We start from the raw sequence: 26,432 nt of genomic DNA, 5'->3' as shown, positions 1-26,432 counted from the left end.
GGCCGCCTCGCGCCGCCGCGGGGGCGCGTCGCCGTCGGGCCGGCGCTCCAGCGCTTCTCTCGCCTCGCCGAAACGGCGCCTCGGCGGCGCGCGCTCCGGCCGTGGCTCGCGCCGCTCGACGCCGTCGCCGCCGAAGGCGCGGCGCGGCGCTTGCTCGCCCCGCTCCGCCTGAAAACGGCGGGCGTTGCGGGTCGCGGGCCGCTCCTCCTCCTCCTGCCGCCGGCGCACCGGCTTGATGGTCTCCACGGCGACGGCGCGGCCCTTGCGGTCGCTGGTCGCGCTGCGCTCGATGCGCGCGCGCGGCGCCTTCTTGCCATGGCTCTCCTCGCGCTCGGCGCGCAGCGTCGAGACATGCTTGCGCGCGCGCGTCTTCGCCCGCTGGCGCTTCTCCTCCTCGATCACATGCTCCGGCTCGGCGGTATCGCGCCGCGGCGAGGAGAAGTCGACGCCGGCGAGCTCGGCGAGGCCCTTGCCCAGCTGCTCGCGCAAGGTCTTCAGCTTCACCTCCTCGACGGCGCCCTCGGCCAGCTCGCCGAGCTGGAAGGGACCGAAGGAAATGCGGATCAGCCGGTTCACATCGAGGCCCAAATGCTCGAGCACGCGCTTGATCTCGCGATTCTTGCCCTCGCGCAGCGCCATGGTGATCCACGCATTCGCGCCCTGCACGCGATCGAGCCGCGCCTCGATCGGCGCATAGTCGATGTCGTCGACGGTGACGCCCGTCTTCAGCGCGTCGAGCTTCGCCTGGTCGATCTCGCCATGGGCGCGCACGCGATAGCGGCGGGTCCAGCCGGTCGCCGGCAGCTCCAATGTGCGGGCGAGGCCGCCGTCATTGGTCAGCAGCAGCAGGCCTTCGGTGTTGATGTCGAGCCGCCCGACGCTGACGAGTCGCGGCAGCTCGGGATGGCGCGCCTCGAGAAAGCCGAACACAGTGTCGCGCCCTTCCGGGTCCTTGGCGCTGGTGACGAGCCCTTCCGGCTTGTGGAACAGGAACAGCCGCGTCGGCTCGCGCTCGGCGAGCGGCTGGCCGTCGACCTCGACGCGATCGCCCTCGCGCACATTGAAGGCGGGGCTCGTGAGCACGGTCCCGTTGACGCTGACGCGTCCCTCGGCGATCCAGGCCTCGGCGTCGCGGCGCGAGCAGGCGCCGGCGCGCGCCATCACCTTGGCGATGCGATCGCCCTCGAAGGCCTTGGGCGTTTGCGGCTCGGCTTTGGCTTTCAGCGGCGCGCGGCGACGCGGCGGACGTTCGCCGCCGCCCTCGCGGCGGCCGGCCCTCGGCGGTTTTTTGTCGGTCATGCATCCTGATAGCAGGTCGCGCGCGCGATGAGAAAGGCGCCGCGGCCCCTTTTTCACTCGTCATTCGCCATGAATCTAAGTTATGGCCTGCGCCAGCTGCGGAAATCCCGCAGCCGGCGGGAGACGTAGCGGCCGGCTCCCCTATCTCGTCCCATTATCTCACAAGTTTCGCCCGGGAGGCGGCATGGCTCATCTGATTGTTCATGGCGGACGCCCACTCGAGGGGCGAATCGTGCCCTCCGCCAACAAGAACGCCGTCCTGCCGATTCTCTGCGCCACGCTGCTGACCCGCCATCCGCTGCGCATCTACGGCGTGCCGGAGATCACCGACGTGCGGAAGATCCTCGATCTCTTCCGCACGCTCGGCAGCGATGTGCGGATGGATTTTTCCACCGGCTTGCTCGAGCTCTGCCATCAGGCCGCGCGTTTCGATCCGGCCGCGCATCGGCTGCCGGTGGAGATGCGCTCCTCGATCATGCTGGTTCCGCCTATGCTCGCCCGCTTCGGCGTCGCGCGGCTCGAGAATGACGTGAAGGGCTGCACGCTCGGCGTGCGCGAGATCGATCCGCATATCGAGGTGCTGCGCTCCTTCGGCGCGCGCATCGAGGAGAGCCGCGATTCGCTGATCATTCGCGCCGACGGCCCGCTGCGCGCGACGCGCCATTGGCTCGACTACGCCTCCGTCACCACCACCGAGAACTTCGTGCTGTGCGCGGCGCTCGCCGGCGGCCAGTCGAAGCTGACCAACGCCGCCTCCGAGCCGCATGTGCAGGAGTTCTGCGACTTCATGCGCTCGCTCGGCGCGCGCATCGAGGGCGTCGGCACCTCGCAGCTCACCATCGACGGAGTCGACGAACTCGCGGGCGGCGAGTTCCGCCTGACGGACGATTTCCACGAGGTCGCGACCTTCCTGGCGCTCGGCGCGATCACCGGCGGCGGCGTAGCGGTGAAGAATTCGGCGCCCGATCAGTTCCCGCTGATCGATCGCACCTTCGCCAAATTCGGCGTCACGATCCATCACGAGGACGGCTGGTCCAAGACCAAGGCCAACGGCCCGCTGAAAGTGGCCGAGCCGTTCACCCGCAATGTGTTGCAGAAGGTGGAGGCGGCGCCCTGGCCTTATCTGCCGGTCGATCTCCTGCCGATCTTCATCGCGCTCGGCGTGAAGGCCGAAGGCAGCGTGATGTTCTGGAACAAGGTCTATGACGGCGCGCTCGGCTGGACCGGCGAGCTCTCGAAATTCGGCGCGCATGTGTTTCTGTCCGATCCGCATCGGCTGGTCGTGTTCGGCGGCAAGCCCTTGATGCCGGCGGAGGTGGAGAGCCCCTACATCATCCGTGTCGCCATCGCGTTGTTGATGCTGGCGGCGAGCATAGAAGGGCGCTCGGTCATCCATAATGCGACGCCGATCAAGCGCGCCCATCCGCGCTTCGTCGAAAATCTGCGCGCGCTCGGCGCCGAGGTGGAATGGACGGGCGGGGACTGAGAGGACTCTCGACGCGCCCCCCTTCTCCCGCGAGCGGGAGAAGGAATCGCAGCTCATAGATTCGTCAGAATTTCGTCGAGAGCGGCGTCGAGATCGCCGGCGTCCGGCTCCACGACCGTCGCCGTCTCGGTGAACACCAGCACGCAGCGAATCGTCTTTCCCGGATAGAGCTGCGCCGCCGCGGCGCGATAGACGGCGAGCTGGCGCAATTGCGTGCGGCTCGGCGGATCGCGCGGCGCGCCGGTCTTGAAATCGGCGACGATCGCCTCTTGCTCGGTCTCGGCCAGTCGGTCGATGCGTCCCGTCACGGCGATCTCGCCGCGCGCGCCCGCCAGCTTTGCGACGATCTCCACTTCCGGCGCCGAGCGCGGACCGAACAAGGGCGCGAGCGACGCATCGTCGAGCACGGCGAGAATGGCGCGGGCGAGGCGCTCGCGCTCGGCCGGCGGCAGCGTCGCGCCGCGCAGCTCGAGGAATTTGCGCGTGGCGTCCGCGCGCCGCTCCGGCGGCGTGTCGGGAAGCCGCTGCAGCAGCGCATGGGTGAGGCGGCCGATCAGCAGACGCTCGCCGTCGCGCCGCGTCGCCGAAGCGGCGGCGTCCGTGGCCGCGATCATATCGGCCGCCGCGAGCGCGGTCACCGGACGCAGCGGCGGCGTGGGCGCGCTTTCGCGCGGCGCCGGCTGCCGCGCATAAGAGGGAATGTCGACGCGCTCCTCTCGCGCAGGACGAGCTGCGATCTCCTTGCGGGTCGCACGGCCGCGCGCGAGAATCGTCTTGGTGTCGTCGAGCGGATCGGGCGCCGGCGCGCAAGACGGCTCCAGCGCATTGCGGATCGCGTCGTACCAGCAATCGGCGGCCTTGCCTTTGGGGCCGTGGAATCCGGCGACATAGAGCCGCTCCTCGGCGCGCGTCAGCGCGACATAGAGCAGCCGCCGATGCTCGTCGCGCGCCGCCTCGCGCAGCGTTTCGCGCGCGCGCGCGACGGCGGGCGGATCGGCGTCCTTGCCCGTCGACCAGACGAGCGTAGCCGCGTCCTCCTCCCCGAGCACGAACAGCTTGGGATCATGATGTCCGGCAGGCGCGCCGCATGTGTCCGGCAGAAAGACGATCTTCGCCTCGAGCCCTTTGGCGGCGTGAACCGTCATCACGCGCACCGCGTCGCCGGCCTGCTCCATGTCGCGCTTGATCGACAGATCGAGCGCCTCGACGCTCGCCAGAAAGCCGGTCAGCGACGGCGCCTGCTCGCGCTCGAAAGCGCAGGCGAGGCGCAGGAACTCGTCGATCGCGTCATTGGCCTCGACGCCGAGCCGCGCGATGAGCTTCTGGCGGCCGCCGCCGGCGCCGAGCGCGAGGCTGTAGAAATCGAAAGGCGCGAGCGTTCGCGCCAGCCGCGACCACTGCTCGACGCGAGCCGCCGCCTCGATGTGGCGCGGCTCGGGCGAGGCGGCGAGCGCATCCGCGAGCGAGCCCTTGCGCCGCGGCGCAATGGCGATGAGGTCGTCGTCATCGAGGCCGACGAGCGGCGATTTGAGCAGGACGGCGAGCGTGAGATCGTCCTCGCGCAGCAGCGCCGCGCGGCCGAGCGCCACGAGATCCATCACGGCGATATGGCCGGAGAGATCGAGGCGATCGGCGCCGGCGACGGCGACGCCTTCCGCCTTCAAGGCGCGGATCACCGCCTCGAAGAAAGCGTCGCGCTTGCGCACGAGGATCATCACATCGCCCGGCCGCACCGCGCGGATCGCGCCCTTGTCCTCGACGCATTCGCCGCTCTGCGGCGTGAGCAGCGCCTTCGTCTTGCGGGCGATCTTGCGGGCGAGACGCGCGGCGGGCGTCGCGTCGTTCACATAATCGAGCGGCAGGCGCCAGTCGGGCGGCGTCTCGGCGGCCTCGGCGCTCTCCGCCTCCCAGATCTCGACGAGGCCCGCGACATCGGCCTTCCACGCCTCGTGCCGCGGCGCCGGCTCCTGCGGATCGGCGCTGAGCCCGCGCCGATTGCCCTCATGCGCGAAGATGTCGTCCACCGCCGCGAGCACATCGGGCGAGGAGCGGAAGGAGCGCGTGAGCCGCACCGTCTCGAAGCCCATTTGCGCTTCACGAAAGCGGCCGGCGAAAGCGCGGCGCATCGAGTCGAACTTCTCCGGCGCCGCGCCCTGAAAGGAGAAGATCGACTGCTTCTCGTCGCCGACGGCGAAGAAGCTGCGCGCCGCGCGCCGCGCCCCCGCGCCGGCGCAGAACTCGGCGGCGAGCGCCGCCAATATGTCCCATTGCGCCGCGCTCGTATCCTGCGCCTCGTCGACGAGAATATGGTCGATCTGCGAATCGAGCTTGTAGAGCACCCAGGCGGCGTTGGAGCGCAGCAGCAGGCGGCGCGTGCGCTCGATGAGGTCGTCGAAATCGAACAGGCCGCGATTGCTCTTCATCCGCTCGTAATCGGAGAGGATGGCGTCGCCGATCACGGCGAGCGCCAGCGAGCGATCCAAGGCCGCGGCCGCCTTGCGCCGCTCGACCAGCGCGGCGACGCGGTCGCGCTCCTGCTCGAGCCGCGCGAGCAGGGCCGGCTGCTGCTTCTGCAGCGCGGAGGAGATGATCTTCTGCTTGCCGAGGCCCCGCGGCTCGCCGTCGGTCTTGAAGAAGACGCGCCGATAATCCTCGACGTCGAGGCTTCTCGCGGCGGCGTCGAGCTGCTCGGCGAGCTTGCCGTCATTGGCGCCGCCGCGCCGCAGCGTCTGCGCCAGCGCCGGCCATTCGCGCGGCGACAGGCCGCCTTCGACGATCTCGTCCTCGATCCCGGCCAGCGTCTCGCCCTCCACGACGCCGAGACGGCTGCGCAGCGCGCCGGCGTAATCGCCCGAGGAGAGATTGCGATGCGTCTCGCGATGATGGAGCAGCTCGGCGATCAGCTCGTCGAATCCGCCTCCGGAGCAGAGCCGCGACAGGCTCGCGAGCGCGTCGCGCAAGGCGCCGTCGTCCAGCGCGGCGCGCGCGAGCGTCTTGCGGCGCGCGCGCTCCAGCAATTCGGCGCGCTCGAGATCGTCGAGCACGCGAAACGAGGCGGCGACATTGGCCTCGAACGGAAAGAGATGCAGCAGCCGCTCGCAGAAGGCGTGAATGGTCTGAATCTTGAGGCCGCCCGGCGTCTCCACCGCATGCGCGAACAATTTTCGCGCGCGGGAGAGCTCGGGGCGAGAGGGGCGCGGAGCGCCGGTGGCCATGATGGCCGCGCTCAGCGGCTCGTCCTCGAGCAGCGCCCAGCCGGCGAGAATGTCGAAGATGCGCGCCGCCATATTGGCGGCGGCGGCCTTCGTGTAGGTGAGGCAGAGGATGTGCGAGGGCGGCGCGCCGGCGAGAAGCAGCCGCACCACGCGCTGCGATAGCACATGCGTCTTGCCCGAGCCCGCATGCGCGGACACCCAGGCCGAGAGCGCCGGATCGGAGGCGATGCGCTGCTTCTCGCGCGTGTCCTGCGCGATGGGGCGACGGTCGCTCATGCGCGCATCATGGCGACGTCTGCTCGATGCGATCGGCGACGGCTTCGTCGATCATGCTGTCGAGATCGGTGGCTTTCGTCTCCTTGGTCAAAAGCAGAGCGACAATCGTCGAAGAGCCGAGCACGGCGAGATAGAGCCCGACGGATGTCGCGCCATAGGTCTGCGCGATAAAGGTGGCGACGAAAGGCGTCAGCGCCGCGCCGAGAATGGAGGCGAGATTATAGGAGACGCCCGAGCCGGTGTAGCGCGTGTTGGTCGGGAACAATTCGGGCAGCAGCGCCGACATCGGCCCGAAGCTCAGCCCCATCAGCGTCATGCCGATGCTGAGAAAGACCAGGATCACGCCGCGGTTCGCCGTCGCGCCGGAGCCTATGATCTCCCGCGAGAGGAAATATTTGAAGCCGAGGCCGAAGATCACGATGGCTGTCGTCACGACGAGCAGCAGATTGCGGCGGCCGAAACGGTCTGCGAGCCAGCCGGAGACGGGAATGAAGGCCGCGAAGAACAGCACCGATATGAGCTGCAGAACGAGGAAATCGCGATAGCCGACGCCGAGATTGCCGAGCTCGACCTTGCCGATGCCATAGGAGAGAATCCAGGTGGTCATCAGATAGAAGAGCCCATAGGTCGCCACCATGATGAAGGTCCCGAGCACGAGCTCCTTGAAATTGGCGCGGAACACATGGACGAGCGGCGATTTCAGCTTCTCGCCGCGCTCGAGCGCGCGCGCGAACACCGGCGTCTCGTGCAGCTTCAGGCGCACATAGAGGCCGAGCGTCACCAGAATGATCGACAGCAGGAACGGCAGCCGCCAGCCCCAGGTCAGAAAATGCTCGTCGATCTTCGCCTTGGTGGAATCGAAGCCGAAGGCGATGGTGAGCGTGAGGAAGAAGCCGTTGGCGAGGATGAATCCAAAGGGCGCGCCGAGCTGCGGCCACATGGCGGCGCGGGCGCGCTTGCCCTTGTCCGCGGTCTCGGTCGCGAGCAGCGCCGCGCCCGACCATTCGCCGCCGAGCCCGACGCCCTGGCAGAAGCGGAACAGGGTGAGCAGCAGCGGCGCGAAGAGGCCGATGCGATGATAGGTGGGCAGGAGGCCGATGGCGAAAGTGGCGAGGCCCATCAGCAGCAGCGAGCCGACGAGCGTCGCCTTGCGGCCGACGCGATCGCCGAAATGGCCGAAGACGATGGAGCCGATCGGCCGCGCGACGAAGGCGACGCCGAATGTCGCCATGGAGGCGAGCAAAGCCGCGCTCCCCTCGCCGGCAGGAAAAAACAGCAGCGGAAACACCGATACGGCGGCGGTCGCATAGATATAGAAGTCGAAGAACTCGATGGTCGTGCCGGCGAGGCTCGCGAAGATGATGCGGTTGCGGTAGCTCTTGTCCGGCGGCTCGAGACTCATATTGGCGATTCCTCGGCGTGAATTTCGTTGCGAGGCGGCTTTTCGCTCGCCGCGCTGTAGACGTGCGCTCCCTTCTCCCGCTTTGCGGGAGAAGGTGGCCCCGCGAAGCGGGGTCGGATGAGGGCGCTTCAGAAAAAGGCGTTCTCGTCCGAGCCGCCACTTCGGCGCGGGCCCTCATCCGACCCGACTACGTCGGGCCACCTTCTCCCGCAAGCGGGAGAAGGAAGGCGCGGCTTCGATCTTTTGCAAGATTTTCCTGATCTGCGCAGCCGAGAATATACCGAAAAGTAAAACCTGTCCTTCGCCGCCCCGTCCCAAATCGGGAGCCGCGGCACAGGAGGCAAACAAATCCGGTCCGAATCGGGGCCGGCGAGAGTCGCGTGGCGAATCGTCGACAAAGCGTAAACTCGGGCGCGTCGTCTCATATCACTCCTCGCCCGCCCCATCGCCGCCGCGCGACCATTCCGCGACGCGGGCGAGATGATCGTAGTCGCCGTAGCGCGAGGCGAATTCCACAAAGGGACGGGACGGGTAGGGGATCGCGGGGTCGCGGAACTGGTTCAGCAGCTCCATGAGATTGGCGCGATGCTCGGCGACTACATCGGCGAAGCTTTTGTCTTTGAACTTCAGCTCCCTGGTCTCGCCGCCGTCCTTGCCGCCGAGCCGCACATAGGCGGCCCCGGAGACAGCGCGCGCGCCGATCGCTTCGAAGGCGCCCGCCGCGATCATCGCGGCTTCCAGCGTCAATTGCGGCGAAAAGCCCGCATCGACCTGCTTCACGCTCGGCGGCGTTCCGGTCTTGTAGTCGACGACGAATGCCGCGCCGGTCGCGTCGACCTCGATGCGGTCGGCGACGCAGGAGAGGGTGAAGACGCTGCCGTCGGCGAGCGGCAGGCGCCATTCGCCGCGGATCTCGATGAAGGTCTCGCAGGCCTTCGGCCGCCGCTCGCGCTCGAAGGCGAGCGCATGGTCGAGCCCGGCCTCGAGGCGCGGCCATTGGAAGGCGAGAAAGGACGGATCGTCGAGGAAATCGGCGAGTTCCTCGCGCGCCAGAGCGACGAGATGGGCGCGCGCGTTTTCGGGCAGCGGCCCTTTGGGATGCGCCTCGTTGAATTTCGCCACCGCCGCATGGACGGCGACGCCGATCTCGCGCGCGCCCTTCTCGGCGCCGAGCGGCGGCATCGGCGCGAGGCGCAGAACATGCTCGGCGAACACCGAATAAGGATCGCGCCGCAGCTTTTCGATGCGGGTGACGCTCAGCCGCTGCGGGCGCAGCTCGACGGGCGGGCGCGGCAGCGGGCGGGAGGCGGCCTTGATCTCGGCGGGATGGTCGAGCGCCGCGGCGAGCGCGCGCGTCTCGTCGCCGCGCGCCTTGCAGGTGAGGAAGGCGTCGCCGGCGAGCGCCGCGAGCCGCGCGACGAAGCGCGAGACCACGGTCGGCGAGCCGTCTCTCTTGCGTGAGCGGCTCAGAACCACCTCGCCGGCGCCGAACGCCATGGAAAAATCATGCGCGGTCTGGCCGATGCGCCGCTCGGGCGGCGACAGGCCCAATTGCGCGCGCATGGAGCGGTTGAGAAAGGCGCCGGCTTGCGCCTGCGGCGGCCAGATCGTCTCGTCGAGGCCGGCGAGCAGCACGAGATCCGCGTCGAGCAGCCGCGCCTCCAGGAGACCGAGGATCTTCAGCCGCGGATGCGCGCGCCGCGGGCTCGGCGCCGCCGCCTCGCCGGCGAGCCGGTCGAAGAAGGAGGCGTAGCCGCCGGCGTCGAAGGCGAGGGCGCCGCCGGCCGCCTCCAGCGCTTCGACGAGCTCGAGCCATTGCTCGGCGCCCTCGCCGGCGGGCAGAGCGCCGACGATCCGCTCCAGCGCCTGCGCATGGGCGCGCACGCGCGCCGGCAGCGGCGCCTCGGCCGGCAATTCGGCGAATGGGGCCAGCGCCGCGTCGAGCCGCGTCAGCACATCCTCGATCGAGCGCCAATCGGCGTCGCCGATGCGGCGCAGCGCCGGATGGGCGTCCTGTCCGCCGACGCGCGCGCGGGCGGGGGCGACCATCGCCGCGAAGGGGCCGGCGCCGCGCTCCACATTGCGCAGCACGCCGATCTCGACGAGCGGCGCCAGCCGCGCGACCTCCGCCCGGTCGAGGCCGAAGGAGGCGAGCGGATGGGCGAGCAGCGCCGCCGCGTCGACGGCGGAAACGCCGTCCTCGAGACCGGCCGCGAGGAGCCGCGCCAGCGCGCCGACCGGCGTCGAGGCGAGCGGGCGCCCGGCCGAATCATCGACCTCTATGTCCCAGCGCGCCAGCTCCGCCGAGACGCGCCGAGCGATGGAGCGGTCCGGCGTGATCAGCGCCGCCGTGCGCCCCGGAGCCTCCAGCGCCTCGCGCATGCGCAGGGCGAGGGCCAGCGCCTCCTCGCGCTCGTCCGCCGCCTCGATGAAGGAAACGCCGGCCAGCGCCTCGCCGAAAGACGCGCCATGAGTCGCGCGGAACTCCCGCCAGAGATCGGTAGAGTCGGCGGGCTTCAGCGCCTCGGCGAGAAGGCGCGCTCGCGCCGCGATCCACGCCGGCGGCTCGCCGATCCGTCGCACCTCCTCGCGCGAAATTCCGATGACCCCGAGCAGGCGCTTCAGCACCGCCTGCGGATGGGTGATGGCGGGCTCCTCGCGCTCCTCTCCGGTTTCGCCGACACGCCGCCAGGACGCTTCGTCCATCTCCATGTCGAGGCCGGGCAGCACCACGGCGCCCTGCTCGAGCCGCGCGATGGCGGCGAGCAGGCGCGCCGTGGTCGGCTGCGCGCCGGTGGAGCCGAGCGCGATGACCGGCCCGCGCGCCGCGCCGCGCGCGAGGCTGTCGATCTGCGCCGCCACCAGCGCCTTCTGCCGCGTCGCGCGATCGACGCAGCCGCGCTCGTCCAGAATCTTCGGCCAGTCCTCGAGCGCGATGCGCAGGAAATTGGTGGTGATCGCGAAATAGCGGTCGTGGGCGTCGTCGGCGAGCGAGCCGAGCGCGCCCGGATCGACATCCTCGATGATGAATTCGTCCACGAGCCGGGCGAGCTCCTGCGCCAGCGCATAGGCGCTCGCAGGAGAGGGCGCGACGAGCAGCATCTCGCGCGGATCATGCTCGACGCGACCCAGCGGGTCGATCGAGACGATCGCATGGCGCAGGGCGCGCGCCCATTGCAGCGCCAGCGCGGCGAGCGTCAGGCGCCGGTCGATCTCCGGCGCCGCCGGCGCCAGCGCGTCGTCCGAACCCGCCTCATCGGCGTGAAACAGCGCGGACGCCTCCTGCTCGTCGAGATCGCCGAGCGGCAGAATGCGCGGCAGCAGCGCCGCCGGCGCCTCGATGGCCCCCGCCAGCTGCGCGGCGAGCGCGCGCGCGGCGCGGCGCGTCGGCACATAGATCGTCGTCTGCGCCAGCGACAGCGGGCCGCTCGCGCGGGTGAGGCCCGGAATAATCTCGCCGTCGAGCAGGGCGCGCGTGAAGGCGCCTAGAAAAGCAGCGCCGGGCGGGATGGAAAAGACCTTGCGGGACGCCAATCTGTCCTCTCGAATAGGAGCGCCGCGAGCCGAAGCGGGGCAGTTCTACGCCCGATAGCTGTGTATTGTTCGCGCATACCGGATTGAAAGCCGTTGGTTTCGGACAATACTCCAAAGCGACGGCGGTGACGACGGGCTCTCGCGTGGCGATCGGGGTAAGCGGGCAAAGGGCTAAACCTCCATCACCCTCGTCCTGAGGAGCCCGCGAAGCGGGCGTCTCGAAGGACGGCAATGGGAGAAACCTTTGATTTCGCCCCGCGGCCGTCCTTCGAGACGCCGCCTTCGGCGGCTTCTCAGGACGAGGGTTGGGGATTTTATCCTTCACCCGATTGCCCTGGCGTCGTGTTCGGGTTCGCTGGTTTTCATTCGCCGTTCGGGGCGCGAATTTTTTTGACGCATTGCTTTCGAATGGAGCCGGTCGATGGGCCAACCGCCGACAGACCCGCGCGTGAGACGACGCCGATCGCCGGCGCCCGCGCATCGGCCGGCCCGACTGGAAGCGGCGCCGACCGGCGACGAGGCGACGCGCCTCGCCGAGGCTCGGCTCGCGGCGGTGATGGAGAGCGTCGCCGACATGGTGCTGATGTTCGACGAGAGCGGAATGGTCGTCGGCGCCAACGCCGCGGCGGAACGCCTGCTCGGCTTTCCGCGCGCCGAGCTGCTCGGCTGCAACATATCGCTCCTGCTGCCGGGAACGGATCAGCTGCGCCAGTCTTCGCAGATCGAGGCGCGCTGCAAGGACGGGACGCGCATTCCGGCGGAGGCGAGAATCAGCGAGGCGCGCGGCGGCGGACAGCGCCAATTCGTCGTCCTCATTCGCGACCTTCGCGAGGCGCGCGCCGCCGAGGCGCGGCTCGCGGAGCTGCGATCGGAGCTCGTCTATGCGCGCCGTCTCTCCGCCTTGGGCGAAATGACCGCGGCTCTGGCGCATGAAGTCAATCAGCCCTTCTCCGCCATCGCCACTTATGTGCGCACCGCGCGCTGGCTGCTGCAGCGCAAGCCCAAGAGCCGCAGTTCCGAGATCGAGGAAATTCTCGACAAGGCCGGCGCGCAGGCGATCCGCGCCGGCGAGATCATCCGCCGCCTGCGCGAGTTCGTCACGCGCGGCGATTCGGTGAAGACCGTGCAGCGGCTCTCGACGCTCGTCGACGAGGCGGCGGCGCTCGCCTTCGCCGGACGGCGCGCCGATGCGCGGCTCGATGTCGCGAAACCCGACGAGGATGACTCCGTCCTCGCCGACCGGGTGCAGATCCAGCAGGTCGTCGTCAATCTGATGCGCAATGCGCTGGAGGCGATGGACGGCGCGCAAAAGCGCGAATTGTCGCTCGCCACCTCGGTGGCCGACGGCCTCGTGCGGCTCGACGTGGCCGACACCGGCAAGGGGCTCGACGAGGAGACGAGCCGCGCTCTGTTCCAGCCCTTTCGCACCACCAAGGCGACCGGCATGGGGCTCGGCCTCTCGATCTCGCGCTCGATCGTCGAGGCGCATGGCGGCCGCATATGGGCGGAGCCGAATCCTCGAGGCGGCGCGATTTTCAGCTTTACCTTGCCGAAGGCGGAAGCGAGGCCAGAATGACCAATTCGCCGCTCGTTCATCTCGTCGACGACGACGCCGCCGTGCGCGACGCGCTTTGCGTGATGTTTCGCGCGCGCGGCTTTCGCGTGCGGGGCTCCTGCTCGGCGGCCGCTTGTCTCGACGGCCTCGGCCGCAGGCCGTCGGGCTGCCTCGTCGCCGATCTGCGCCTGCCCGACATGAGCGGCCTCGCGCTGCTCGCGCGCCTGCGCGAGCGTGGCGAACGTCTGCCCGTCGTCATCATCACGGCTTCGGCCGGCGCGCCGCTCGCCGTCGAGGCGATGGCCGCCGGCGCCAGCGATCTGTTGGAGAAGCCGTTCGACGACGAGGCGCTGCTGGCCTCGGTGCGGCGGGCGCTCGCGGCTTCGCGCGGCGACGCCGCGCGCGAGGCCGAGACCCGCGCCATTCTGGCGCGTTTCGCCGCGCTCGGCGAGACGGAGCGAGAGGTGCTCGCCGGCCTCGCCGAGGGACGTCCGAGCCCGGAGATCGCGGCGTCGCTCGGCATGGAGCTGCGCGCGGTCGAGCTGCATCGCGCCAACATCATGGCCAAGGCCAATGTGGCGACGCTGGTCGAGCTGGTGCGGATGTCGGCGATCGCCGCCACGGCGGCGCGCGCGCCTACTCCGTCGCGGCGCCGTTCAAATCCTCGGGGCGCGGCTGCAGCATGATATTGTAGCCGGCGTCGATGAGATGAATCTCGCCGGTGACGCCGCCCGACAGCTCGGAGAGCAGATAGACCGCCGAGCCGCCGATCTCGTCCAGCGTGATCATGCGCCGCAGCGGCGCATGCGTCTTCTGAAACGCGCCCATCGCCCGCGCGCCGGTGATGCCGGCGCCGGCCATGGTGCGCACCGGGCCGGGCGAGATGGCGTTGACGCGAATGCCGCGCGCGCCGAAGTCGGCGGCGAGATAGCGCACCGAGGAATCGAGCGCCGCCTTGGCGACGCCCATCACATTATAGTTGGGCATCACATGCGTGCCGCCGCCGAAGGAGACGGTGAGCATGGAGCCGCCGCTCGTCATCATCGCGGCGGCGCGGCGCGCCGCCTCGGTGAAGGAGAAGCAGGAGATCACCAGCGTGCGGATGAAATTCTCTCTGCTCGTATGGGCATAGAGCCCCTTCAGCTCGCTCTTGTCGGAATAAGCGATGGAATGGACCAGAAAATCCATCTCGCCCCATTCGTTGCGCAGCGCCGAGAAGACCTCGTCGACGGTCGAGATGTCCTCGACGTCGCAGGGCAGGAGGAGGTTCGAGCCGAGCTCCTGCGCCAGCGGCTTGACGCGCTTGCCGAGCGCGTCGCCCTGATAGGTGAAGGCGAGCGTCGCCCCATGCTGCGCGAGCGTCCGCGCTATGCCGTAAGCGATGGAATGATCATTGGCGACGCCCATCACAAGGCCGCGCTTGCCCTGCATGAGGCCCTTAGAAACCGTCATATTGCGTTGATCCCGTGGTGGTGGTCAGGCGTCCGGATGCTTGAACACCAGAGTGGCGTTGGTGCCGCCGAAGCCGAAGGAGTTGGACAAGACGGCGCGCAGCGCCACATTGTCGCGCCGTTCGCGAAGGATCGGCATGTCGGAGAATTCCGGATCGAGCTCCTCGATATTGGCGCTCTCGCAGATGAAGCCGTTCTGCATCATCAACAGCGAGTAGATCGCCTCCTGCACGCCGGTGGCGCCGAGCGAATGGCCGGTCAGCGATTTCGTCGCGGCGATCGGCGGGCTCTTGTCGCCGCCGCCGAACACTTCGCGAATGGCCTCGATCTCCTTGAGATCGCCGACCGGCGTCGATGTCGCGTGCGGATTGATATAGTCGATCGGCGTCCTCACCGTGGCGAGCGCCTGGCGCATGCAGCGCACGGCGCCTTCGCCGGAGGGCGCCACCATGTCGTGGCCGTCCGAGGTCGCGCCATAGCCGGCGATTTCGGCGTAGATCTTGGCGCCGCGCGCCTTGGCGCGCTCATATTCCTCGAGCACCAGCACGCCGGCGCCGCCGCCGATGACGAAGCCGTCGCGATTCTTGTCATAGGCGCGCGAGGCGGTCGCCGGCCGGTCGTTGAAGGAGGAGGACATGGCGCCCATGGCGTCGAACAGAACCGACAGCTCCCATTCCAGCTCCTCGCAGCCGCCGGCGAAGATGACGTCCTGCTTGCCCCACTGGATCAGCTCATAGGCGTTGCCGATGCAATGATTGGAGGTCGCGCAGGCGGAGGAGATCGAATAATTGACGCCCTTGATCTTGAACCAGGTGGCGAGCGTCGCCGAGGCGGTCGAGGACATGGCCTTGGGCACGGCGAAGGGGCCGACGCGCTTCGGGCCCTTGGCGCGGGCGATGTCGGCGGATTCGACGACCACCTTGGTCGACGGCCCGCCCGAGCCCATGATGATGCCAGTCCGCTCGTTGGAGATCTCGTCCGGGGCGAGCCCAGCGTCGAGGATCGCCTGATCCATCGCTACATGATTCCAGGCGGTGCCCATGGCGTGGAAGCGCATGGCGCGGCGGTCGACGATGGTCGAAGGATCGAGCGTCGGCGCGCCATGCACCTGGCAGCGGAAGCCGAGCTCGGCATATTTGTCGGCCTTGACGATGCCGGAGCGCGCTTCGCGCAGCGAGGCGACGACCTCCTGCGTGTTGTTGCCGATCGAGGACACGATCCCCATTCCGGTCACGACCACTCGCCTCATGTCCGTTCTCCCTTTGCCCCTCCGGCGAGCTCTTTCGCCTCGTCCGATCTCTAGGCGTCTGCTCCGAAATCGCCGCGCGGATCAGGCCGCCGCGGTCGCGTCCTGCTTGGCGAGGCCGACGCGCAGATCCTTGGCCTCGTAGATGCGCGTTCCGTCCACCTCCACCCAGCCGTCGGCGATGCCGAGCACCAGCTTGGACTTGAACACGCGCTTGAAGTCGACGCCGTAGCGCACGAGCTTGTTCTCCGGCCGCACCTGGCCGCCGAACTTCACCTCGCCGACGCCGAGCGCCATGCCGCGGCCCGGCAGATCGAGCCAGCCGAGATAAAAGCCGGTCAGCTGCCACAGCGAATCGAGGCCGAGGCAGCCCGGCATGACGGGATTGCCCTTGAAATGGCAATCGAAGAACCACAGGCTCGGCGAGATGTCATATTCGGCGCGTAGAAAGCCCTTGCCGTGCTCGCCGCCCTCCTCGAAGATCTCGGTGATGCGATCGAACATCAGCATCGGCGGCAAGGGGAGCTGCGCATTGCCGGGACCGAACAGCTCCTCGCGCGCGCAGGCGAGCAAATCCTCATAGCCGAATGACGAGCGCCTCTGGCTCATGTGTCGAAGTTCCTTCCGCCCCTGCTGTGATTCTTATCGTTGCCCCGGTCGCGCCGCCAGCCGGAGGTCGTCCTCCGTAACATAGGCGTCCGCACCGTCAAAGCGCGGGACGGCGCGTCCGGCGCTCGGCCGGGCGGGCGCCGCCCTCGGAGCCGCGCGCGGGGGTGGAAGGCGTTAGGGGGCGTCTCGAAGAACGGCAACGGGGAGAAACCTATGATTTCGCCCCGCGGGCGTCCTTCGAAACGCGGAATGCCCTGAACTTGGCTGACGACACGTCTCGACGAGCGACGCGCCATAGGCTATAGCTGCGCTGTCCCTTTTAATCGTTGGATCATTCCCTGATGAATAGACGTGATTTTCTCGTTTCCCTCCCGGCGTCGATCGCCGCTGTTTCCGCTTCCGTTGCGACCGAATGCGCCTGGAGCTATCCGGTCGAAGCCATGCGCGACCGGATTGTGCTCGGCGCAGGTTCTGAAAGGCCGAACGCAACGCGGCGAACGCTGCAAGGGGCTATCGACGACGCCGTGAGAGCTCGAGTGCCGCTCGACATCTTGCCGGGCGTTTACCGCGCGGATGAGCTGGCGATCGAGGCGCCCCTCACCCTGCGGGGAACGCCGGGAAAAACAATCATCGAATCGGGTGGCTGCGGCGCCGTGACGCTCGATATTCGTCCCCGCGACAAGAAGTCCCGGCTCTCCGCCGTCGCTGTTTCCGGCTTGGTTTTCCGAGGCAATTCCCTGCCTCACGCCAGGGCCGTCGACGCCGCCGAGCGGCCGACTTATCCTTTGCCTGATGCGCCGCAACGGTTCAATGGGCTCGTCACGGCCTATTGCGTCGACGAGCTGGTCGTCCGCGACTGCGCGTTCGACGGCGCCTCGGGCGCAGCCATCGGCCTATGGCGATGTCGAGGCGCCGAGATCGTCGAAAACCAGATCGAGCGCAGCCGCGTGGCGCTGTTCTCTTACGCGGGCCGCGGCAATGTTTTCGCCGACAATCGAATCGACGACTCGGTCGAATTCGGAGTCTATGTCGCGCATCACGCTTGAACGCTTATCCTTATTTGAGCACCGATCAGGGAGAGGGGCATGCCGCTCATTACATCCACCGCCACCGACATTATATTTTCAACGGCGGCCGGGTCAGACACGCTGCAAAGCGCGATCAATCAAGCCCAATCCAGCGGGTTGCCTCTTTTCCTCGCCCCGGGCGTCTATACGCAGGCCTCCGTTACGATTACTGCTTCCGTGACGATCTACGCACGGAAGGACAGCGTTCAATTACGCTCGGCGAATGGAAATGCTTTCGTCATGCGGATCGGGAGCGGTCCGTCGTCGTCGGCCATCGCCGGCGTGGTGATTCGAGGCGTCAATTTCGACGGGGAAAATAAGCCGCTATCCTCCGGACAAAACGGCCTCATCCAGTTTTATAACGCCGACCGAATGGTCGTCGAGGACTGCTTTTTCTGGCGATCGAAGCAATCAGGAGTTTATCTCTACCACTCCGAAGGCCGGATCAGCGGAAACCGCTGTGACAATTGTGTCTCCTCGATCACCAGCGTCAACGGCAGCGGCGTCGTCATCGAAAACAACTATCTCACGAACAGCCTCGATACCGGCATCGAGTGTTATCGCGACCCTTGGGCGACGACGCAAGTCTATTTCGATGGCACGATCATCCAGCGGAACCGCATATACAGCGTTTTGAACACCTCCGGAGGCAGCGGCCAATGGGGGAACGCGATCGCATGCAACGGGCTGCAAGCCCTCCGGATCTGTCACAATTTCATCTCGGGCGCCAATTTTTCCGCCATTCGCGTCAATTATTGCCGAGACATCGTCATCGAGGGCAACCAAGCCGTCGCCATACGAGAGGTGGCGATTTTCGTGGAAAACCCTGCCGATTATGCTGGCGGATGGAGAGGCGCCGTCATCAATGGCAACACGCTCGACGACGTCGGCGGCGGAATCATTTGCGCCAACACCAACGCGGGCAGCCGCCGTGCGTCGGTCGTCGGCAACACCATCTCCAATGTGAAAAAGAAGAGCTTCACAGAGTATAATGATGGGACTTCGGGCGGCTATACGCGCGTCACCCATGGCGTCGGCATCTGGCTCGCGTCCGATTGCATAGCGGAAGGCAACATCATCGAATATGCCGAAGCCGCCGGCATCGTGGCGATTTTTGCAGGAACTTGGGATGGCCAGGCAATTATCGACAGAAACACCGTCGCCGCCATCGTATCGAACAACATTTTGAAGAATTGCTATGTCGGCATCGGCTATTCGGACAATGACGCGCGGACCTTCGCGGAGATCGCAGGCAACACGATCATCGGCGCCGGAGCCTTCAACATCGTCAAAATGGCGTCGACCGCCCTTCCGCCGCCCGCGCCTTCGGGCAATTTATACGGCCCGCCTGCGCCGGTGGCCGGGGCCGTCGAAATGGGCAATGTGTCCAACGCCGTAACCACGCGGTGGTCGTTCACGCGCAACAAAATCGTCCCGGCGATCGTGTGAGCGCTCGATCATCGGCGCGCGCCTGCCCCATTAGCGTTTGCTAAAGTCCCATCGCCTAGGCTGAGCTTCTTTCGCCAACCTAGGGGACTTGCAATGCAGCTTTCGCCAAACTCCATCTCGTCGAGCGCGGCGCCGTCGCCCGACGCCGCCGCCTTGTTGCGCCAGCTCGGCTATGATCCGGATTTCAATTGGGCTTGGGAGAATTACAAGCGCGCCATCGTCGAGATCGCCGCGCGGAAAGGATTGCGGCGTCATCTCGAAATCGGCGGCGGGCGCGATCCGCTCTTCCGCCCGGACGAAGGCGCCGCCCACGGCTTCGACGTGACCCTCAACGATATTTCGGCGCATGAGCTGTCGCGCCTCCCTTCGGGCTATTCGACCGCCTTGTGCGACATCGCCGGCGAGGACGCCAAATCCGTTCTCGGGGCGGAGCGTTACGACATCGCCTATAGCCGCATGGTCATGGAGCATGTGCCGAATGTCGCGCGCATGTGGGAGAACATCGCCTATACGCTCGCGCCGGGCGGCGTCGCTTTCAGCTTTTTCCCCACGCTCTATGCGCCGCCGTTTGTCTTGAACCGCCTCATTCCGGAGAAAATCTCACGCTGGTTGCTGGAGACGGTGTTTCCCCATCGCAAGGAAGAGGGCGATAATCCAAAATTCCCCGCCTATTATGATTATTGCTTCAGCGATGAGGCCAAGATCGTTCCCATGCTGAAGCGCGCGGGATTTTCGGAGGTCGCGGTCTTGCCGTTCTGGGGCTACAGCTATTTCTGGAAGTTCCCGGGCGTCAAGCAGATCGACGCCGTTTTCACGAAGATCGCGCGCGAGCGCCAATGGCGGGCCGCTTCGAGCTTCGCCTATGTCATCGCCACCAAATGACCCTGCGCGTCGTCGTCGTCAACGATCACGCGCATGTGAACGGCGGCTCCGCCAAGGTCGCGATCGATAGCGCCGAGGGCTTTGCGCGGCGCGGCTATCGCGTCGATTTTTTCGCCGCCGTCGGGCCGATCGACCGACGGCTCATCGAGGCGGGCGTCGCGGTCACGCTGCTGCACCAGCCGGATGTGGCGTCGACGACCTCGCTGGCGCGCTTCGGCGCGCAATGGCTCTGGAACGCGGCCGCCGCGCGCGAGCTCGCCGCGCTCCTCGCCGCCTGCGATCCCGCCCGGACGATCGTGCATGTCCATGGCTGGGCCAAGGCGCTCTCGCCCTCGATCGGCCGGGCGCTGAAACGCGCGGGCCTGCCGGTCGTCTTCACCCTGCACGATTATTCGCTCGCCTGCCCCAATGGCGGCTTCTACGATTATGGCGCGGCGCGCAATTGCGGCTACGAGCCCATGTCGCTCGGCTGCGTGACGCATAATTGCGATTCGCGCGGCTATCATCGCAAATTGATGCGGGTCGCGCGCCATGCCGTCATGCGCGGCGCCGGCGGCCTCCATGAGACGGCGCGCCATCTCATCTTCATCTCGCGGCTGCAGCGCGAGGCGATCGCCCCCTATCTGCGGAAGGACGCCGTCTTCCACGACGTCGGCAATCCGATCGACGTGATCGACATCGGGCCGAAAGGCGATTATGCGCCGGGCGATTTTGTTTTCGTCGGGCGCCTCTCGGCGGAAAAGGGCCCGGGCTATTTCGCGCAAGCGGCGCGGCTCGCCGGCGTCACGCCCGTCTTCGTCGGCGACGGGCCGCAGCGGGCGCGGCTCGCGGCGGAATTCCCCGAGGCGAGGTTTTTGGGCTGGCAGGGCCCGAGAGACGTGCGTGAAACCTTGCGCGCCGCGCGCGCGCTCGTCTTTCCCTCCGTGTGGTACGAAGGCCAGCCGCTCACCGTGCTCGAGTCGCTCGGACTCGGCACGCCGGTGATCGTCAGCGATCTCTGCGCCGGACGCGAGGCGGTGGTCGACGGCGAAACCGGGTTCTGGTTCAAATCATCCGACGCGCAATCGCTCGCGGCGGCGATCGCCCGGCTCGCCGACGATGATCTCGCGCGCCGCATGTCGGAAGCCGCTCACGCGCGCTATTGGGCCGATCCGCTGACGCTCGACCGGCATCTCGACGCCGTCGCCGCCGTCTACGAGAAGACGCGGTCGGCCTGGCGCGGGGCGCGAAGCGCCCCCGAACCGAGGTTTTGAAGAGTGAGCCTTCAGGCTCGCTCTGACGTAACGCCCTAGCGGTAGAGCCAGGCGTTGCGCGCCAGCATGCCGCGGCCGCCGAGCAGGCGGATCGAGAGATCGCGCGCCGCGGCGGCGGGGCCGCTCAGATGCACGATTCCGCCCTGGCGCCACGAGCCGCGCTGGACCTGCGTCGCCCGCACCATGCGCGCGGACTGATAGGCGTCGAGCGCCGCCTCGAGCGAGCCGGCGCCGGCGACGGCGCGGCCGAGCGCCGCCGCGTCCTCGATCGCCTGCGCCGCGCCCTGGGCGAGAAAGGGCGTCATCGGATGGGCGGCGTCGCCGAGCAGGGCGACGCGCCCGCGGCCCCAGCGCGGCAGCTCCGGCCGCACGAACAGCGGCCAGCGCCGCCACGAGGCGCCGGCCTCGATCAGCGCCCGCAGCTCGGCGTTCCAGCGGGGGAAACCCATGGCGGCGGCGAGCTCGGCGCCGCTGCGCGTCTCCGCGGGGGCGCCCGTGTCCGCCGTGTCGTCGAGAATGGCGACGGCGCTGACGATCGCGGCGTCGCGCAGAGGATAGTGGACGACATGCGCGCTCGGTCCGAGCCAGAGCTGCGAGGCCCGCTCGCGCAGCGGGGCCGGGAGCGACGCCGCCGGCAGGATCGCGCGCCAGGCGGTCTTGCCCGAGGCGATGGGCGCGTCATTCGGACGAAGGCGCAGCGCGTCGCGAATCGTCGAGCGCAGGCCGTCGGCGCCGATCACGGCCTCGGCCGCGCGGGTCTCCGCGCCGGCTTCCGAGACGAGGCCGAGGCGCACGCCCGCCGCGTCCTGCTCCATCACGCCGCAGCGCAGACCGGTCGCCACCTCGACGCCCGCGCGCAAAGCTTCGTCGAGCAGCAGCTTTTGCAGGTCGGCGCGATGGAAGACGCGGAACGGCGCGCCCCAGCGGTCGCGGACCGCGGCGAGCGGCAGGCTCGCCAGCACGGCGCCGTCGCCCGCGCGGCGGATGCGCAGCGCCTGCGGCTCGAGCGCGGCCTCCCGCATCGCCGGGCCGAGCCCGAAATCCTGCAGGATGCGGCCGGCGTTGGGCGAAATCTGCAGCCCGGCGCCGACTTCCTCTATGCGCGGCGCCCGCTCGACCACCGCGACGCGGCGGCCGGCGTGCGCGAGGGCGAGAGCGGCGGCGAGCCCGCCGATGCCGGCTCCGATGACAACGATAGGGGGCTCCGCCACGGCGGCGAAGCGTCAGGCGGCGGTCGGGTCGAGGATTTCCTCGGAACGATAGACGCATTCCGCCGGATCGGCGCCGCCGTGCAGGCTCTCGTCATAGACATAGAGCGTCGAGCAATAGGGGCAGACGGCCTCGTCCGCCGCGCCCATGTCGATGAACACATGCGGATGGTCGAACGGCGGCAGCGCGCCGATGCACATGAATTCCTTGGCGCCGACGCGAATCTTGGCGACGCCGGGCTGATTGTGGAAATGCGGAGTGGAGTCGTGCGCCATGGCGATGGGTCCCCGGTCTCGAGAGGCTTGCGCTCGGCGCAGCTATATTGGACGGCGGGGCGTTTGGGTAGGGGGCGCCCCGAACCGCGGCGGAGCGGGCCGTCAGCGCGGCTCGCCGCCGAGCGCGGCTATGCGCAGCGGCGCCGGGGGGTGGGAGTAGTAGAACAGCGCATAGAGCTGGTCGGGCGTCAGCGTCGCCAGATTGTCGCGCGACAATTTGGTCAGCGCGCTGACCATCGGCTCGCGGCCGCAGATCTCGCGGGCGAAATCATCGGCCTGGAACTCGGCGCGGCGCGACAGATAATTGGTCAGCGGCGACAGGAGGTGGAGGACCGGCGCGCCCGCCGTCGTCACCACGACGAGGACGACGCCCGGATCGTAGGGAAGCCCGAAGGCGCCGGCAAGCCCCTGCGAGAAGGCGAGATGCAGCGCCAGAAAGCCGACGAAGACGAGCGACGCCGCCTGCAGCAGCCGCTGCCGCACATGGCCGAATTTGAAATGGCCGAGCTCATGGGCGAGAATGGCGATGATCTCGTCCGGCGTGTGCTTGCGCAGCAGAGTGTCGAAGAAGACGATGCGCTTGGCCTTGCCGAAGCCCGAGAAATAGGCGTTGCCGCGGCTGGAGCGCGTCGAGGCGTCCATCACGAACAGCCCGCCCGATTCGAAGCCGCATCGCGCGAGCAAAGCTTCCATGCGCGCCTTCAGAGCCTCGTCCTCGAGCGGCGTGAAGCGGTTGAACATGGGGGCGATGACGCTCGGATAGAGGACCAGCATGCCGACCATGAAGGCGAGCGCCACGGCAAAGCCCAGGATCCACCAATAGTCCGGCGCGAGGCGCAGAGCGAGAAACAGCCCATAGAGCAGCGGAACGGCCAGCAGGAGCCAGAGCGCCGCGCCTTTCATCTCGTCGAGCAGCATCGTCCTCGGCGTCGCGCGGTTGAAGCCGAAGCGCGCCTCGAGGCCGAAAGTCTCGGCGATCGAGAAGGGCAGATGCAGCATGTGATCGACGAAGGCGACGGCCACGACGACGGCGACGCTGAGCGTGAGGCCCGGCGCGAAAACGAGCGACAGCAGCGCATGCAGCGGGCCGAGCAGAACGGCGAGCCAGGCGACGGCCAGCGCCGCCTCGAACAATGTCTCGAGGACGGAGAGCCGCATGTGCGCGACGGTGTAATCGGCCGCGCGGCGATGCTCCTGCAGCGTGACCCTCTCCGCGAATTCGGCGGGCGGCGCATCGCGATGCGCGAGCGCCGCGCGCGCCTGACGGCGCTTCAGATAGACGCCGAGCGCGGCGGAAAGGAGAACGGCCAGATAGACGAGCGCGGCGACGACATCCATTGCGTGATCCCTGCGGGCGCTTCGGCGGAGCGTGGGAGGGATTATACGCGCCGCCCCGTCGGAATTCGAGACGTCTCTCGCGCATCGTTCCCCGTCTTCGCGGGCGAAGCTTCTGGGCGGCGCGCGGCAGGCCTGCTATTTGGAGGCCATGACCCTCATCTACAAGATCGTTCCCGAAAGCCTCTGGCGCGAAGCGCAGGCGGCGGGCGTGTTCGCCGGCGCCGGCGTGGACATCGCCGACGGCTTCATTCACTTCTCGACGCGCGCCCAGGTCGAGGAGACCGCGGCGCGCCATTTCACCGGCGCGCGGGACCTGCTGCTCGTCGCCGTCGAGGCCGAGCGTCTCGGCGCCGCGCTGCGCTTCGAGCCCTCGCGCGGCGGCGATCTGTTCCCGCATCTCTACGGCGCGCTCCCCCTCGACGCAGTCGCGCGCGTCGATCCGCTGCCTCTGCGCGCCGACGGGCGGCATGACGTCGACGGCCTGCCGGCATGATCGGCGCGCTCGGCGATTTCGCAGCTTTTCTGATGCGGCGGCTCGATCCGGAGGATGCGCATCGCGCCGCCATCGCCGCCTTGAAGCTCGTTCCAGCGCGGGCGCTGCGGCGTGGCGACGCGCGCCTAGCGCTGCGCGCCTTCGGACTCGACTTTCCCAATCCGATCGGCGTCGCCGCCGGTTTCGACAAGAACGCGGAAGTTCCGGACGCCATGCTGGGCTTGGGGTTCGGCTTCGCCGAGGTGGGGACGCTGACGCCGCTGCCGCAGCCCGGCAATCCGCGCCCGCGCAATTTCCGCCTCGCCGAGGACCGCGCCGTCATCAATCGCTACGGCTTCAACAATGACGGCCATGCGCGCGCCCACGCCCGCCTCGCCGCGCGGCGGGGGCGCGGCGGAATTGTCGGCGTCAATGTCGGAGCCAATAAGGATTCCCCCGACCGGATCGCCGATTACGCGCTCGGGGTCGAGACCTTCGCCGATGTCGCGAGCTATTTGGCGATCAATGTCTCCTCGCCGAACACGCCCGGGCTGCGCGATTTGCAGGAGCCGGCCGCGCTCGATGAGCTGCTGTCGCGCGTTCTGGAGGCGGGCGAGCGCTCCGCCGCCCGGCGCCCGGTGCTGCTCAAGATCGCCCCGGACCTGTCGCTCGCCCAGCTCGACGGCATCGTGCGCGTCGCGCGCGAGCGGCGCATCGACGGCATGATCGTCTCCAACACCACTCTGGCGCGGCCGGCGACGCTTCGTTCTCCCCTGGCGAAGGAGAGCGGCGGCCTGTCGGGCGCGCCCTTGTTCGAGCTTTCGACGCGCATGCTCGCCGCGACTTTCGTGCGCGTCGAAGGGCAGTTCCCGCTCGTCGGCGTCGGCGGGATCGACAGCGCCGACACGGCATTCGCCAAGATCGAAGCCGGCGCGACGCTCGTGCAGCTCTATTCGGCGCTGGTGTTCGAGGGGCCGGGCCTCGTGGCGCGGATCACGGACGGCTTGCTGGCGCGTCTTCACAGGGAGAATGCGTCGCTCGCGTCGGCGGTGGGCCGGCGCGCGCGCGCGATCGCCGACGGCGGCGCGATCAGTTCGCCCTGAAGCTCGCCGGCCAGACCAAAGGCCATAAGACCTTCGGATAGCCCTCCTGAAACTCCGCACTCTCGGGCTCGACGATGCGGCCGTCGATCGACTCGTGCATGTCCGGAAGCGTCTTCAGAACGCCGCCGGGATGCTCGTCCTCCCAGCTTCGCCAGCGCGCATAGGCGAAAACCGGCTCGTCCTCGGCGGAAAAGGTGATTTCCGATCGGCGATAGAAGCCGGCGCGGAAATTGGCCGCGATCGTCACGCACAGGCGGAATTCGCCGTCCGCAGAATCCGCCTTCGCCTCGGCTTCCGACGCATAGCGCAGCACGTTGTCCGGCACGGCCCGCCAGAAGACGAGGAGCGCCGTCGCTCTGTCGCATAGCGGCTGGGAGACGATCCAATCCAATGGCGCGAGACCATTGTCCCAATTGTAGTCAGCGGCCACCTTGTGCCAATCGTCGGGGGTTCGGCTCTTCAGCCAATCGATCAAGAGCTTTCCGTTCGGATCATCGGCCATAAAATATCCTCTCTGCTATCGGCGAGCTCGCAGAATATTCGCAGCTCTATTGCGATTCGTAGCCGCCACGTCTTTCGAGCGCGTTAATTCGCGCCCGAGCCGCCCCTTTCCCGCATAGTTGGCCGGTGCTATTCCCCGCGCGGGCACTCGAAGAGGAGCATCAAATGAGCGAGATTTGGCTGGCGACGGGCGAGGCGACGGTTCTGGCGGCGGACGGGCAATATACCGACGCCATGCCGGAAGTGCTGATCGGCAGCGTGAAGGGCCCGGTGGGCCAGGCTTTCGCCGCGATGACGGGACAGGTCGCGGGCCATCCGCGCATGTTCGTCATCCGCGATCTCAATCAGCAGGTGCGCCCCGCCACCATGATGACGACCAAGATGACCGTGCGCTCCAATGACTATGTGGAGCTGCTCGGCGGCGTGGTGCAGGCGGCGACGGGCGACGCCATCGTCGATGCGGTCGCGGAAGGAATCATCCCCAAGGATCAGGCGAACGAGCTCGTCATGATCATCATGGTCTGGCTCGATCCGCGCTGCGCGACCGATCCCAATCTCGACAAGCGCGATCTCTATCGCACCAATTACGAGGCGACGAAGCTGGCCATTTCCCGCGCCTTGAAGGGCGAGCCGACCATCGACGAGCTGATCGCCAACCGCAAGACGATCACGCATTACGCGCTGGAAGGCGTGTTCGACGAGTAGATTTGCTGGCGCCGCTTGTGCATTTCGTGACAGGGCTCTGAATCCGGGTTAACGGTCTGAGGCTTCCAAGGCGATGGCGAGATAATCCTCGCGCCAGCTGGCGAT

General features: G+C 67.9%; 21 protein-coding genes. 10 read left to right on the top strand and 11 right to left on the bottom strand.

Going from position 1 to position 26,432, the window contains the following annotated elements; translation table 11 throughout:
* Nucleotides 1-1,299 (bottom strand): pseudouridine synthase (locus tag K3F48_RS21035; protein WP_222577407.1); only part of this gene is annotated, 1,299 nt, incomplete at its 3' end.
* A gap of 184 nt (nt 1,300-1,483) precedes the next feature.
* On the opposite strand from K3F48_RS21035, the gene K3F48_RS21030 reads away from it, so the two are divergent.
* Entirely contained in the window at nt 1,484-2,785 is a 1,302-nt protein-coding gene (locus K3F48_RS21030; protein WP_222577406.1) for a UDP-N-acetylglucosamine 1-carboxyvinyltransferase, read from the top strand.
* A 53-nt stretch (nt 2,786-2,838) separates the two neighbouring features.
* Here K3F48_RS21030 and addA read toward each other — a convergent pair whose 3' ends face one another.
* The 3 genes from addA to addB form a co-directional block, all read right to left on the bottom strand.
* Nucleotides 2,839-6,276, bottom strand: coding sequence for a double-strand break repair helicase AddA (gene addA / locus K3F48_RS21025; RefSeq protein WP_222577405.1), 3,438 nt, complete (start codon nt 6,274-6,276; stop codon nt 2,839-2,841).
* A gap of 7 nt (nt 6,277-6,283) precedes the next feature.
* Nucleotides 6,284-7,678 carry an MFS transporter gene (locus K3F48_RS21020; RefSeq protein WP_222577404.1) on the bottom strand — a complete coding sequence of 465 codons (1,395 nt, stop codon included), beginning with the start codon at nt 7,676-7,678 and terminating at the stop codon, nt 6,284-6,286.
* A gap of 426 nt (nt 7,679-8,104) precedes the next feature.
* Nucleotides 8,105-11,212 carry a double-strand break repair protein AddB gene (gene addB, locus K3F48_RS21015; RefSeq protein ID WP_222577403.1) on the bottom strand — a complete coding sequence of 1,036 codons (3,108 nt, stop codon included), beginning with the start codon at nt 11,210-11,212 and terminating at the stop codon, nt 8,105-8,107.
* Between the two features lie 421 nt (nt 11,213-11,633).
* On the opposite strand from addB, the gene K3F48_RS21010 reads away from it, so the two are divergent.
* Both K3F48_RS21010 and K3F48_RS21005 read left to right on the top strand, forming a co-directional pair.
* Nucleotides 11,634-12,788, top strand: a complete 1,155-nt coding sequence (locus tag K3F48_RS21010; RefSeq protein WP_222577402.1) for a sensor histidine kinase — start codon at nt 11,634-11,636, stop codon at nt 12,786-12,788.
* Nucleotides 12,785-13,453 carry a response regulator transcription factor gene (locus K3F48_RS21005; protein ID WP_222577401.1) on the top strand — a complete coding sequence of 223 codons (669 nt, stop codon included), beginning with the start codon at nt 12,785-12,787 and terminating at the stop codon, nt 13,451-13,453. The genes K3F48_RS21010 and K3F48_RS21005 overlap by 4 nt, the downstream gene beginning before the upstream one ends.
* Here the strand turns inward: K3F48_RS21005 and fabI are convergent.
* From fabI to fabA, 3 genes are all read right to left on the bottom strand, one after another.
* Nucleotides 13,404-14,219 carry an enoyl-ACP reductase FabI gene (fabI, locus tag K3F48_RS21000; RefSeq protein WP_222577400.1) on the bottom strand — a complete coding sequence of 272 codons (816 nt, stop codon included), beginning with the start codon at nt 14,217-14,219 and terminating at the stop codon, nt 13,404-13,406. The genes K3F48_RS21005 and fabI overlap by 50 nt on opposite strands.
* Before the next feature lie 24 nt (nt 14,220-14,243).
* Nucleotides 14,244-15,467, bottom strand: coding sequence for a beta-ketoacyl-ACP synthase I (fabB, locus tag K3F48_RS20995; protein ID WP_222577399.1), 1,224 nt, complete (start codon nt 15,465-15,467; stop codon nt 14,244-14,246).
* A gap of 81 nt (nt 15,468-15,548) precedes the next feature.
* Nucleotides 15,549-16,073, bottom strand: coding sequence for a 3-hydroxyacyl-[acyl-carrier-protein] dehydratase FabA (fabA, locus tag K3F48_RS20990; protein ID WP_222577398.1), 525 nt, complete (start codon nt 16,071-16,073; stop codon nt 15,549-15,551).
* Between the two features lie 341 nt (nt 16,074-16,414).
* On the opposite strand from fabA, the gene K3F48_RS20985 reads away from it, so the two are divergent.
* The 4 genes from K3F48_RS20985 to K3F48_RS20970 all read left to right on the top strand — a co-directional run bounded on the left by K3F48_RS20985 (nt 16,415) and on the right by K3F48_RS20970 (nt 20,724).
* A complete protein-coding gene (locus K3F48_RS20985; RefSeq protein WP_222577397.1) occupies nt 16,415-17,119 on the top strand; it encodes a hypothetical protein in 705 nt (234 codons plus the stop codon).
* Between the two features lie 39 nt (nt 17,120-17,158).
* Entirely contained in the window at nt 17,159-18,589 is a 1,431-nt protein-coding gene (locus K3F48_RS20980; protein ID WP_222577396.1) for a TIGR03808 family TAT-translocated repetitive protein, read from the top strand.
* A gap of 93 nt (nt 18,590-18,682) precedes the next feature.
* Nucleotides 18,683-19,471 (top strand): bifunctional 2-polyprenyl-6-hydroxyphenol methylase/3-demethylubiquinol 3-O-methyltransferase UbiG, encoded by a 789-nt coding sequence (locus K3F48_RS20975; protein ID WP_222577395.1) that lies wholly within the window; start codon nt 18,683-18,685, stop codon nt 19,469-19,471.
* The gene (locus K3F48_RS20970) at nt 19,468-20,724 is read left to right on the top strand and encodes a glycosyltransferase family 4 protein (RefSeq protein WP_255609541.1); all 1,257 of its coding nucleotides are present in this window, start codon (nt 19,468-19,470) and stop codon (nt 20,722-20,724) included. Before K3F48_RS20975 ends, K3F48_RS20970 begins: the two co-directional genes overlap by 4 nt.
* A 35-nt stretch (nt 20,725-20,759) precedes the next feature.
* Here the strand turns inward: K3F48_RS20970 and K3F48_RS20965 are convergent, their stop codons facing one another.
* From K3F48_RS20965 to K3F48_RS20955, 3 genes are all read right to left on the bottom strand, one after another.
* A complete protein-coding gene (locus tag K3F48_RS20965; RefSeq protein WP_222577394.1) occupies nt 20,760-21,935 on the bottom strand; it encodes an FAD-dependent monooxygenase in 1,176 nt (391 codons plus the stop codon).
* Nucleotides 21,936-21,947: 12 nt separating this feature from the next.
* Nucleotides 21,948-22,208, bottom strand: a complete 261-nt coding sequence (locus K3F48_RS20960; RefSeq protein ID WP_222577393.1) for a zinc-finger domain-containing protein — start codon at nt 22,206-22,208, stop codon at nt 21,948-21,950.
* Between the two features lie 102 nt (nt 22,209-22,310).
* Nucleotides 22,311-23,546: a M48 family metallopeptidase gene (locus K3F48_RS20955; protein WP_222577392.1), complete on the bottom strand. Its 1,236-nt coding sequence runs from the start codon at nt 23,544-23,546 to the stop codon at nt 22,311-22,313.
* Nucleotides 23,547-23,694: 148 nt separating this feature from the next.
* Between K3F48_RS20955 and K3F48_RS20950 the strand changes: the two genes are divergently transcribed.
* Both K3F48_RS20950 and K3F48_RS20945 read left to right on the top strand, forming a co-directional pair.
* Nucleotides 23,695-24,039, top strand: coding sequence for a DUF952 domain-containing protein (locus K3F48_RS20950; RefSeq protein ID WP_222577391.1), 345 nt, complete (start codon nt 23,695-23,697; stop codon nt 24,037-24,039).
* Nucleotides 24,036-25,121: a quinone-dependent dihydroorotate dehydrogenase gene (locus K3F48_RS20945; RefSeq protein ID WP_222577390.1), complete on the top strand. Its 1,086-nt coding sequence runs from the start codon at nt 24,036-24,038 to the stop codon at nt 25,119-25,121. The genes K3F48_RS20950 and K3F48_RS20945 overlap by 4 nt, the downstream gene beginning before the upstream one ends.
* On the opposite strand, the gene K3F48_RS20940 is transcribed toward K3F48_RS20945, so the two are convergent.
* Nucleotides 25,108-25,623, bottom strand: coding sequence for a DUF4274 domain-containing protein (locus K3F48_RS20940; RefSeq protein WP_222577389.1), 516 nt, complete (start codon nt 25,621-25,623; stop codon nt 25,108-25,110). The genes K3F48_RS20945 and K3F48_RS20940 overlap by 14 nt on opposite strands.
* Before the next feature lie 164 nt (nt 25,624-25,787).
* On the opposite strand from K3F48_RS20940, the gene fae reads away from it, so the two are divergent.
* Entirely contained in the window at nt 25,788-26,327 is a 540-nt protein-coding gene (fae, locus tag K3F48_RS20935) for a formaldehyde-activating enzyme (RefSeq protein ID WP_222577388.1), read from the top strand.
* Nucleotides 26,328-26,432 lie beyond the last annotated feature (105 nt).

The sequence above is a fragment of the Methylosinus sp. Sm6 genome, from assembly GCF_019802345.1.
Lineage (GTDB): Bacteria > Pseudomonadota > Alphaproteobacteria > Rhizobiales > Beijerinckiaceae > Methylosinus.
The sequence above is the reverse complement of the archived record's forward strand: the minus strand, read 5'-3'. Positions and strand labels throughout refer to the sequence as shown.

What these genes read in the sequence shown, in the direction of transcription:
- K3F48_RS20980 (WP_222577396.1), top strand. Translation starts at nt 17,159, where the DNA reads ATGCCGCTCATTACATCCACCGCCACCGACATTATATTTTCAACGGCG.
- K3F48_RS20975 (WP_222577395.1), top strand. Translation starts at nt 18,683, where the DNA reads ATGCAGCTTTCGCCAAACTCCATCTCGTCGAGCGCGGCGCCGTCGCCC.
- fabB (WP_222577399.1), bottom strand. Translation starts at nt 15,467, where the DNA reads ATGAGGCGAGTGGTCGTGACCGGAATGGGGATCGTGTCCTCGATCGGC.
- fabA (WP_222577398.1), bottom strand. Translation starts at nt 16,073, where the DNA reads ATGAGCCAGAGGCGCTCGTCATTCGGCTATGAGGATTTGCTCGCCTGC.
- K3F48_RS20940 (WP_222577389.1), bottom strand. Translation starts at nt 25,623, where the DNA reads ATGGCCGATGATCCGAACGGAAAGCTCTTGATCGATTGGCTGAAGAGC.
- K3F48_RS21030 (WP_222577406.1), top strand. Translation starts at nt 1,484, where the DNA reads ATGGCTCATCTGATTGTTCATGGCGGACGCCCACTCGAGGGGCGAATC.
- fabI (WP_222577400.1), bottom strand. Translation starts at nt 14,219, where the DNA reads ATGACGGTTTCTAAGGGCCTCATGCAGGGCAAGCGCGGCCTTGTGATG.
- K3F48_RS20960 (WP_222577393.1), bottom strand. Translation starts at nt 22,208, where the DNA reads ATGGCGCACGACTCCACTCCGCATTTCCACAATCAGCCCGGCGTCGCC.
- K3F48_RS20950 (WP_222577391.1), top strand. Translation starts at nt 23,695, where the DNA reads ATGACCCTCATCTACAAGATCGTTCCCGAAAGCCTCTGGCGCGAAGCG.
- K3F48_RS21005 (WP_222577401.1), top strand. Translation starts at nt 12,785, where the DNA reads ATGACCAATTCGCCGCTCGTTCATCTCGTCGACGACGACGCCGCCGTG.
- K3F48_RS20985 (WP_222577397.1), top strand. Translation starts at nt 16,415, where the DNA reads ATGAATAGACGTGATTTTCTCGTTTCCCTCCCGGCGTCGATCGCCGCT.
- K3F48_RS21010 (WP_222577402.1), top strand. Translation starts at nt 11,634, where the DNA reads ATGGGCCAACCGCCGACAGACCCGCGCGTGAGACGACGCCGATCGCCG.
- K3F48_RS21020 (WP_222577404.1), bottom strand. Translation starts at nt 7,678, where the DNA reads ATGAGTCTCGAGCCGCCGGACAAGAGCTACCGCAACCGCATCATCTTC.
- K3F48_RS20955 (WP_222577392.1), bottom strand. Translation starts at nt 23,546, where the DNA reads ATGGATGTCGTCGCCGCGCTCGTCTATCTGGCCGTTCTCCTTTCCGCC.
- K3F48_RS20945 (WP_222577390.1), top strand. Translation starts at nt 24,036, where the DNA reads ATGATCGGCGCGCTCGGCGATTTCGCAGCTTTTCTGATGCGGCGGCTC.
- addA (WP_222577405.1), bottom strand. Translation starts at nt 6,276, where the DNA reads ATGAGCGACCGTCGCCCCATCGCGCAGGACACGCGCGAGAAGCAGCGC.
- fae (WP_222577388.1), top strand. Translation starts at nt 25,788, where the DNA reads ATGAGCGAGATTTGGCTGGCGACGGGCGAGGCGACGGTTCTGGCGGCG.
- K3F48_RS20970 (WP_255609541.1), top strand. Translation starts at nt 19,468, where the DNA reads ATGACCCTGCGCGTCGTCGTCGTCAACGATCACGCGCATGTGAACGGC.